General features: G+C 70.7%; 1 pseudogene. It reads left to right on the top strand.

Annotated elements, in window-relative coordinates:
- Positions 1 to 311: pseudogene (locus CCN44_RS32330) on the top strand (DNA topoisomerase IV subunit B); the annotation flags it as partial.
- Positions 312 to 546: the final 235 nt, after the last annotated feature.

Genomic DNA, 546 nt, shown 5'->3' with positions numbered 1-546 from the left:
AGGGCCAGGAGAAGTACGTCTACACGTACTCGGACCGCGAGCTGCGCGACAAGCTGATGGAGTTCCAGAGCAAGGGCATCCGCTACAAGGAGTCCATCCAGCGCTACAAGGGTCTGGGTGAGATGGACGCCGACCAGCTCGCCGAGACCACGATGGACCCGCGTCACCGCACCCTGCGCCGCATCAACCTCTCCGACCTGGAAGCCGCCGAACAGGTCTTCGACCTGCTGATGGGCAACGAGGTGGCTCCCCGCAAGGAGTTCATCTCCAGCTCGGCGGCGACGCTGGACCGGTCACGCATCGACGCGTAGCCGCTGCGCTCGGCTGCGGCTCCCCGGAGGGCGACTGCTCCGGGCTCGCTGGCCGGCAGGTGCGCCGACGGGCGGGCGTTGCGGGAGATCGACGGCCGAGGCAGGGCTCGCTGGAGAGCGGGCCCTGCCGGGTGGCGGGTCGGCGGGAGCGGGGTTTGCCCTTGGCGGGTCGTTGCGGCGCTGGGGCGGGGACGTGCCGGGTGGGCTGTGCTGAGCGGCCGGTGCGGACGGATGG

Origin of the sequence: Streptomyces tricolor (assembly GCF_002155905.1) — a bacterium.
GTDB lineage: Bacteria > Actinomycetota > Actinomycetes > Streptomycetales > Streptomycetaceae > Streptomyces > Streptomyces tricolor.
Note: the sequence above shows the minus strand (reverse complement) of the source record. Positions and strands in the feature narration are given on the sequence as shown.